This is a genomic window from Pseudomonas sp. AD21 (assembly GCF_002878485.1).
GTDB lineage: Bacteria > Pseudomonadota > Gammaproteobacteria > Pseudomonadales > Pseudomonadaceae > Aquipseudomonas.
The window spans coordinates 1-8,960 of the sequence record NZ_NQYG01000110.1; the positions used below are offsets into that span (position 1 = coordinate 1).

Below are 8,960 nucleotides of genomic sequence, written 5' to 3' on the forward strand. Positions count from 1 at the left end.
GCAAGCCCACTCCCACAGGGGTTTTGTGGTGTGTCAGAGGTCGAATATGTAGCTCGCTGCCTCAAAGTAACGTGCAGAAACAGCCTGGAATACAGTCCCCTGTGGGAGCGGGGTTGCTCGCGAAGGCGGTGGGGCAGCCAGCATTTTCGGTGACTGACCCACCGCTTTCGTGAGCAAGCCCACTCCCACAAGGCAAATATTTAGCTATACCTGAAAGGATGAAAACGGAAAAACGACTATAAGAAGGAGGCCCATGCAGACCTACCGAGTGTTGATCATCGGCAGCGGTTTTGGCGGCCAGTGTGCGGCGGTCAATCTGCTCAAGGCCGGGATCGACGATTTTCGCCTGCTGGAAAGACGTGACTTCTTCGGCGGCACCTGGTGCCAGAACACCTACCCTGGCGCTGCGGTGGATGTGCCCTCGCCGCTGTACTCGCTGTCCTTCGCGCCATACCGCTGGACGCAGATGTTCGCCGCCCAGGCCGAACTGCACCGCTACACCGAACACATCATCGACCGCTTCAACCTGCGCGAACGGGTGGAGCTGCAGGCCAATGTCGAACGTATCGAGTGGGACGACGTGCAACAGCGCTGGGCGGTGCACACCAGCGCCAAGGGCACCTTCCATGCGCAATTCGTGATCAACGCCAGCGGCCCACTGAGCCAACCGGTGATCCCGCCCTTTCCCGGCCTGGATCGCTTTCAGGGCAAGACCTTTCATACCAACAACTGGGATCACAGCTACGACTACCGGGGTAAACGCGTGGCCATCGTCGGCAGCGGCGCCAGTGCCGCGCAGGTGATTCCGGCGATTGCCCCCGAGGTCGAACAACTGCATGTGTTCCAGCGCACGCCGCATTGGGTGTTGCCTCGACCCGATCGTACCTTCGGACGCTTTCAGCGCTGGCTGCTGGGTTTGAAACCGGCGTACAAATTGCTGCGCTGGTTGCTCTACTGGCAATTCGAAACCCGGGTGATCGCCTTCAAATACTCAAAACCGGCGATTCACATGGTTCAGCGCCAGGCCCTGCACTTTCTCAAGCATCAGGTACCCGATCCGCTATTGCGCGAAAAGCTCACCCCGGACTTCACCATCGGCTGCAAGCGCATCCTGCTCTCCAGCACTTATTACCCGGCGCTGACCCGGCCCAACGTGACGCTGCACAGCCGCGAGCAAGGCATCGCCGAAATCGATGAAACGGGGATCACCACCAGGGACGGCCAACACATCGAGGTCGACCTGATTGTCTGGTCGACCGGCTATGACGCCACCGACGGCGTGGTCTCCTACCCGGTAACCGGCAAGCACGGCGTGCAGCTCAAGGACGTCTGGGTGCAGTACCCGCGCGCCTACCTGGGCAGCAGCCTGCCGGAGTTTCCCAACCTGTTCATCGTCACCGGGCCGAACACAGGCATCGGGCATACCTCGGCGCTGTTCATCATCGAATCACAGATGAACTACATCCTCGACTGCATCCACACCCTCCAGGCCAAGGGCCTGCGCAGCATCGAAGTGCGCCCCGAAGCGGAACGTACCTACACTGCAATGATCCACCGTGAGATGGAGCGCACGGTATGGAAGTCCGGCGGCTGTCACAGTTGGTATCAGAGCAAAAGCGGTCATGTGATCGCGATTTTTCCGGGCTTCAGTTTCAGCTACTACCGGTTGACCCGGGCGTTGAAACCGGCTGACCACATTCTGTCCTGAACACGTAAAAGGAAGACGTCGATGCTTTTGCTGTTTGTCGCTCTCGCGGTTTTCGTGGCCTGGAGCTGGTTGAGTTACCCGGCGGTGGGTCATTGGCTGTACGACCTGAGCATGGCTCTGGAGGCCAAACTGTATAAGTTGCACAAAATCGAGGTACCGATCGCTGAAATGACGGTATCGACCTGGCAAGGCGGCCCCTATGAAGCGGCCAGCGCGATCCTGATGCTGCACGGCTACAGCGCCGACAAGAACCTGTGGCTGCGCTTCGCCCGGCATTTTGTCCGCCAATATCGAGTGATCATTCCGGACATCGCCGGCCACGGTGAAACCGGCTTCAAGTCTGGTGGCGGCTACGACATTGCGCTGCAGGCCAAGCGCATGATCCAGTTGCTCGACGTCTGCGGCGTGGAGAAAGTCCACGTGATCGGCAACTCGATGGGCGGCTACATCGCGGCGTGGCTGGCGGCGACCTACCCGGACCGAATCGCCTCGGTGGCATTGATCGACCCGGCCGGCGTCACCGCACCGGAGGCCAGCGACATGGAGCGCCACCTGGCACGAGGGCACAACCCGTTCCTGATCAATTCCCGGGAAGAGTTTCGCCAGTTTTATGCGATGACCATGGCCTCGCCACCCTGGGTGCCCGGGTTGGTCCTGGACGCCATTGCCCAGCGTTATGAACGCCAGCGCGACGAACTGGAAGAGATCTTCCGCGACTTCCGCGCCAGTCCGCCGATGGAGCCGAAACTGTCCGAAATCAAATGCCCGGCGCTGCTGTTGTGGGGACGCAAGGACCGCTTGATCGACGTCAGCAGCGTGCCGATCTGGAGCAAGGGCATCGCCAATCTGCGGGTCGATGTGTGGGACGGCGTCGGGCACATGCCAATGGTCGAACAACCGACGAACACAGCGCGGTTGTATCGGGAGTTTCTGGGTAACCAGCGATGACCGCCACCACAGTCCTTGTGATGAGGGGATTTATTGTGGTGAGGGGATTTATCCCCTCACCACAATAAATCCCGTCGGCCGATGGAGTTGAAATGAACATTCTCTACGACGAACGCCTCGACGGCCCGCTACCGGAGGTGAACAAGGCACAACTGCTCAAGATCCTGCAACAGGCCCTTCCGGATCTCGACATTCTCTGGCGCGAAGACGAACTCAAGCCTTACGAGTGCGACGGCCTGTCGGCCTATCGCACCACGCCGATGCTCGTCGCCCTGCCCCGGCGACTCGACCAGGTGCAAACCCTGCTCAAGCTCTGCCATCAACACACCGTGCCAGTGGTGGCCCGTGGCGCCGGCACCGGGTTATCGGGCGGCGCGCTGCCGCTGGAAAAAGGCCTGCTGCTGGTGATGGCGCGGTTCAACAACATCCTCCACATCGACCCGGCGGCCCGCACGGCGCGGGTTCAGCCCGGGGTGCGCAACCTGGCGATTTCCCAGGCTGCCGCGCCGTTCGGCCTGTATTACGCGCCGGACCCGTCCTCGCAAATCGCTTGCTCAATCGGCGGCAACGTCGCGGAAAACGCCGGTGGCGTGCATTGCCTCAAGTACGGCCTGACCGTGCACAATCTGCTGAAGATCGAAGTGCTGACCATCGAAGGCGAACGCCTGACCCTGGGCAGCGACGCCCTCGATTCCCCGGGTTTTGATTTGCTGGCGCTGTTCACCGGTTCCGAAGGTTTGTTGGGGATCATCACCGAAGTCACGGTCAAACTGCTGCCCAAACCGCAAGTCGCCAAAGTCTTGCTGGGCAGTTTCGACTCGGTGGAAAAGGCTGGCCGCGCGGTGGCCGACATCATCGCTGCGGGGATCATCCCCGGCGGCCTGGAAATGATGGACAACCTGGCGATCCGCGCCGCCGAAGATTTCATCCACGCAGGCTACCCGGTGGATGCCGAGGCGATCCTGCTGTGCGAACTCGATGGTGTCGAAGCCGACGTCCACGACGACTGCCTGCGGGTCCGCGAAGTCATGACCCAGGCCGGTGCCAGCGAGGTGCGTCAGGCCCGCGACGAAGCCGAACGCGTGCGCTTCTGGGCCGGGCGCAAAAACGCCTTTCCGGCCATCGGCCGCTTGTCGCCGGACTATTACTGCATGGACGGCACCATCCCGCGCCGCGAATTGCCCGGCGTGCTGCAAGGCATCGCCCGCCTCGGCGCCGAATACGGCTTGCGCGTGGCCAATGTGTTCCATGCCGGCGACGGCAACATGCACCCGCTGATCCTGTTCGACGCCAACCAGCCGGGGGAACTGCATCGCGCTGAGGCGTTGGGCGGCAAGATTCTGGAACTGTGCGTGCAGGTCGGCGGCAGCATCACCGGCGAACACGGGGTCGGCCGCGAGAAAATCAATCAGATGTGCGCGCAATTCAACAGCGCTGAGCTGACCCTGTTCCACGCGGTCAAAGCCGCATTCGACCCGCAAGGCTTGCTCAACCCCGGCAAAAACATCCCGACCCTGCATCGCTGCGCCGAATTTGGCGCGATGCACATTCATGCCGGGCAACTGCCGTTCCCTGATCTGGAGCGTTTCTGATGGCTGACGTCGACGCCAGCAGCGCCCTGCTCGATCAGGTCAACGAAGCCCGGGCCAACGCCACGCCGCTGAAAATCCAGGGCGGCAACAGCAAGGCGTTTCTTGGCCGCGAGGTGGCCGGTGAAGTGCTCGACACCCGCGCGCACTGCGGCATCGTGTGCTATGAACCGACGGAGCTGGTGGTCAGCGTGCGCGCCGGTACACCGCTGCGCGAGTTGCTGGAGGCGCTCGACGCTGCCGGGCAGATGCTGCCGTGCGAGCCGCCGGCCTTCGGCGACAGCGCCACGGTCGGCGGGATGATCGCCACCGGACTGTCCGGGCCACGGCGGCCATGGTCCGGCTCGGTGCGCGATTTTGTCCTCGGCACCCGAGTGATCACCGGCCTCGGCCAGCACCTGCGTTTCGGTGGCGAAGTGATGAAAAACGTCGCCGGCTACGACCTCTCGCGCCTGTTGACCGGGAGTTTCGGTTGCCTCGGCGTGCTCAGCGAAGTCTCGCTGAAAGTCCTGCCCAAACCGCGTCAGTGTCTGAGCATCCGCCTCGACCTCGATTGCGCCAGGGCGCTGGCCAAACTGGCCGAATGGGGCCAGCAACCCTTGCCGATCAGCGGCGCCTGTCACGACGGGCAAAGCCTGTATCTGCGCCTTGAAGGCGGCGAAGGCTCGGTGACTGCCGCCCATCAACGACTCGGCGGCGAACCGCTGGACTCGGTGTTCTGGCGCGACCTCAACGAGCAACGCCTGGCATTTTTTGACGAGGGCCTGCCGCTGTGGCGCCTGTCGCTGCCGAACAACCTTGGGCCGCAGGACTTACCCGGCCAGCAGTTGATCGACTGGGCCGGCGCGCAACGCTGGCTGAAATCCGATCATGAGCACATTCAGATTCTCGCCCAGGAACTCGGCGGCCACGCCACCTGCTTCACCCATGGGGCCAGCGACACACCGTTTCAGCCGCTGCACCCGGCACTGATGCGCTATCACCGCCAGCTCAAGGCGCAACTCGACCCGCAAGGGCTGTTCAACCCCGGCCGGATGTACGCGGAGTTCTAGCCATGCAGACCACCCTCAGCGAACAAGCCCGACAACTGCCGCGTGCTGCCGAGGCAGAAAAAATTCTGCGCACCTGCGTGCATTGCGGCTTTTGCAACGCGACCTGCCCGACCTACCAGTTGCTCGGCGATGAACTCGACGGGCCACGTGGGCGCATCTATCTGATCAAGCAAGTGCTCGAAGGCGCCCCGGCCACCGAACAGACACAACTGCATCTGGACCGCTGCCTGTCCTGCCGCAATTGCGAAACCACCTGCCCCTCCGGCGTCGATTATCACAACCTGCTCGACATCGGCCGGGCGGTGGTCGATCAGGCCGTGCCGCGCCCCGCTGCGCAGCGCCTTTTGCGCGAAGGCTTGCGCGCACTGGCGCCGAATCCCGGACTGTTCAAGGGATTACTGCGAGTCGGCACGACGTTCCGGCCGCTGTTGCCGCGCATCTTCGAAAGCAAATTGCCGCAGCGCGCGCCGGTGTCCGGCACACGCCCGGCCCCGCGCCATGCGCGCCGGGTGTTGCTGCTCGAAGGTTGCGTGCAACCGGGCCTGTCGCCGAACACCAACGACGCCACGGCGCGGGTGCTGGATCGTTTGGGGATCAGCGTCACGCCGGTGGCCGAGGCCGGTTGCTGTGGCGCGCTGGACTATCACCTCGACGCCCAGGCCAAGGGCCTCGACCGCGCCCGGCAGAACATCGACGCCTGGTGGCCACACCTGCAAAACGGTGCGGAAGCGATCGTGCAGACGGCCAGCGGTTGCGGCGCGTTCATCAAGGATTACGGGCATTTGCTGGCGCAGGATCCGCGCTACGCCGACAAGGCACGGCAGATCAGCGAGCGGACGCTGGATCTGGTGCAGATCCTTGCGCAGGAGCCACTGGAAAAAGTCTGTGCCGCCAGCCAACGTCGGATCGCCGTGCACTGCCCCTGCACCCTGCAACACGCGCTGAAACTCGGCGGCGCGGTGGAAGCGCTGCTGACCCGGCTGGGCTTCAACCTCACGCCGGTGCCGGACGGGCATCTGTGTTGCGGCTCGGCCGGCACCTATTCGCTGACGCAACCGACCCTTGCCCGGCAACTGCGCGACAACCGCCTCAATGCTCTGGAGAGCGGCCGCCCGGAGCTGATCGTCAGCTCCAATGTCGGTTGCCAGAATCATCTGGCCGGCGCCGGACGCACGCAGGTCTCGCACTGGATCGAACTGGTGGATCAGTCGTTGGCAGAATGAAGTTCGTAGGATTCTTCGTTTGCCGCCGCCCGTGAAGGCTGCGATCTTTTCCTCCATCCTTTACGTGACCGTGGCAGGAATTTTTTTCATGACCGTGCAGCCTTTCGTCAGCCCCGACCTGATCCGCCAACGCTTCTCCAAAGCGATGTCCGATATGTACCGCGAAGAAGTGCCGTTGTACGGCGCGCTGATGGAACTGGTGGAACAGACCAACCGCGAGGTACTGGACCGCGAACCGCACATCGCCCGGCAGTTGCACAGCACCGGCGAGATCGAGCGCCTGGACATGGAGCGCCACGGCGCCATCCGCGTCGGCACCGGCAAAGAGCTGGCGACCCTTGCCCGCCTGTTCGCGGTGATGGGCATGCAACCGGTGGGTTATTACGACCTGACCCCGGCGGGCGTGCCGGTGCACTCCACAGCGTTTCGTGCAGTGCATGAAGCTGCGCTGCAAGTCAGTCCGTTTCGGGTATTCACTTCGTTGCTGCGCCTGGAGTTGATCGAAGATCCGGAGTTGCGCGCGTTTGCCGAATCGGTGCTGAACCAGCGTTCGATCTTTACCGCCGAAGCGCTAAGCCTGATCGAACAGGCCGAAGCAGCCGGCGGCCTGAATGAGCATGAGGCGGCGCAATTCGTCCTACAGGCACTGGAAACCTTTCGCTGGCATCACAGCGCCACGGTCACCGCCGCGCAGTACCAGACCCTCAGCGCCCAGCACCGCTTGATCGCCGACGTGGTGGCGTTCAAAGGTCCACACATCAATCACCTGACCCCGCGCACCCTGGACATCGACATCGTCCAGGCGCAAATGCCGGTGCACGGCATCACCCCCAAAGCGGTAATCGAAGGCCCGCCGCGCCGGCACTGCCCGATCCTGCTGCGCCAGACCAGCTTCAAGGCGCTGGACGAGTCGATCGCCTTCACCGACCAGCACGACACCCACGGCAGCCACAGCGCCCGTTTCGGCGAGATCGAACAACGCGGTGCGGCGCTGACGCCTAAAGGGCGGGCGCTGTATGACCGCTTGCTGAATGCCGCGCGCGATGAACTCGGTGACTTCCCCAACGAAGGCAATGCCGCACACTACAACGCGCTGATGACCCGGCACTTTGGCGAATTTCCTGACAGCGTCGAGGGGATGCGTGAGCAGGATCTGGCGTATTTTCGCTACTTCGCTACGGAAAAGGGCCTGGCAGCGGGTAGCCTCACGTCGGCGTCGCTTGAGGATTTGCTCCGCGAGGGCCATGTGAAAGCCGAACCGTTGGTGTACGAAGATTTCCTGCCGGTCAGCGCGGCGGGGATTTTTCAGTCAAACCTTGGGGATGCGGCGCAGACGCACTATGGCGAACATTCGAACCGTCAGGCGTTCGAACAAGCGCTGGGGCGTTCGACCATTGATGAGCTGGGGTTGTATGCCGAGACGCAGCGGCGATCGATTGAGGAATGTGCTGGGGTGTTGGGCCTGAAACTGATCTGACTGTGGCGAGGGAGCTTGCTCCCTCTCCACAAAATCAATTGCTGTGATCAGCGCAGTCGCGACAACAGCGCGAACGCCGTCTCTTCCGACGACGCCGGATTCTGCCCCGTCAGCAGCAACCCGTCCTCACGGGTGTAGCTCGACCAATCCGCACCTTTGGAGAAAATCCCGCCCTTGGCCTTGAGCTCATCCTCCACCAGAAACGGCACCACGTTAGTCAGGCCTACCGCCTCCTCTTCACTGTTGGTGAAGCCAGTCACTTGCTTGCCCTTGACCAACGGCTGACCGTCCGTGCCTTTGGCATGGCGCAGCACGCCGGGCGCATGACACACCGCCGCCACGGGTTTGCCGCTGGTATAGAACGCTTCAATCAACGCGATGGAATGGCGGTCTTCCGCCAGATCCCACAGCGGGCCGTGGCCGCCGGGATAGAACACCGCATCGAAATCAGTGGCCTTCACCGTGTCCAGCTTAACGGTGGTGGACAGCGCCGACTGCGCAGCGGAGTCCTTGCCAAAGCGCTCGGTCGCAGCGGTTTGTGCGTCCGGCTCGTCACTCTTCGGGTCCAGCGGTGGCTGGCCGCCCTTGGGCGAGGCCAGCGTCAGTTGCGCGCCGGCGTCCTTGAACACGTAATACGGCGCGGCAAATTCTTCCAGCCAGAAGCCGGTTTTCTTGCCGGTATCACCCAATTGATCGTGGGACGTTAAAACCATCAGGATTTTCATGTCGTTCTCACTCGATGGGGGGAATGTTCGTACGCCTTCGGCGCGGTCGTGAGTGATTGACCGTCGCGCAGGACGAATCGTTTCAATCGCTCAAGGATGGCACTTGGCCTTACTGCGCAACTTCTTGCGCACTTGTCCGACAAAAAAAGCTGTTCATCACGCTACACGCCTTGATTGGCGTGGCTTACAGCCAAGTGCGCAACTTCTTGCGCAGTACTGCGCAAGAAGTTGCGCACTT

8 protein-coding genes are annotated in these 8,960 nt (G+C 62.4%); 7 read left to right on the forward strand and 1 reads right to left on the reverse strand.

The window, feature by feature from the left end:
* The first annotated feature begins 253 nt into the window (after positions 1-253).
* The 6 genes from PseAD21_RS28905 to PseAD21_RS28930 all read left to right on the forward strand — a co-directional run bounded on the left by PseAD21_RS28905 (position 254) and on the right by PseAD21_RS28930 (position 7,997).
* A complete protein-coding gene (locus tag PseAD21_RS28905) occupies positions 254-1,708 on the forward strand; it encodes an NAD(P)/FAD-dependent oxidoreductase (protein ID WP_102359111.1) in 1,455 nt (484 codons plus the stop codon).
* Positions 1,709-1,729: 21 nt separating this feature from the next.
* Positions 1,730-2,656 (forward strand): alpha/beta fold hydrolase, encoded by a 927-nt coding sequence (locus tag PseAD21_RS28910; RefSeq protein WP_102359112.1) that lies wholly within the window; start codon positions 1,730-1,732, stop codon positions 2,654-2,656.
* A gap of 92 nt (positions 2,657-2,748) precedes the next feature.
* Positions 2,749-4,248: a glycolate oxidase subunit GlcD gene (gene glcD, locus PseAD21_RS28915; RefSeq protein WP_102359113.1), complete on the forward strand. Its 1,500-nt coding sequence runs from the start codon at positions 2,749-2,751 to the stop codon at positions 4,246-4,248.
* Entirely contained in the window at positions 4,248-5,297 is a 1,050-nt protein-coding gene (glcE, locus tag PseAD21_RS28920; protein WP_102359114.1) for a glycolate oxidase subunit GlcE, read from the forward strand. The genes glcD and glcE overlap by 1 nt, the downstream gene beginning before the upstream one ends.
* Positions 5,298-5,299: 2 nt before the next feature.
* A complete protein-coding gene (gene glcF, locus PseAD21_RS28925; RefSeq protein WP_102359115.1) occupies positions 5,300-6,520 on the forward strand; it encodes a glycolate oxidase subunit GlcF in 1,221 nt (406 codons plus the stop codon).
* 88 nt (positions 6,521-6,608) lie between these two features.
* Entirely contained in the window at positions 6,609-7,997 is a 1,389-nt protein-coding gene (locus tag PseAD21_RS28930; protein WP_102359116.1) for a VOC family protein, read from the forward strand.
* A gap of 47 nt (positions 7,998-8,044) precedes the next feature.
* Here the strand turns inward: PseAD21_RS28930 and PseAD21_RS28935 are convergent, their stop codons facing one another.
* On the reverse strand, positions 8,045-8,722 hold the full coding sequence (locus tag PseAD21_RS28935; RefSeq protein ID WP_102359117.1) for a type 1 glutamine amidotransferase domain-containing protein: 678 nt from the start codon (positions 8,720-8,722) through the stop codon (positions 8,045-8,047).
* A gap of 56 nt (positions 8,723-8,778) precedes the next feature.
* Between PseAD21_RS28935 and PseAD21_RS29910 the strand changes: the two genes are divergently transcribed.
* The coding region (locus tag PseAD21_RS29910; protein WP_218244991.1) for a hypothetical protein at positions 8,779-8,960 on the forward strand (182 nt) is incomplete at its 3' end.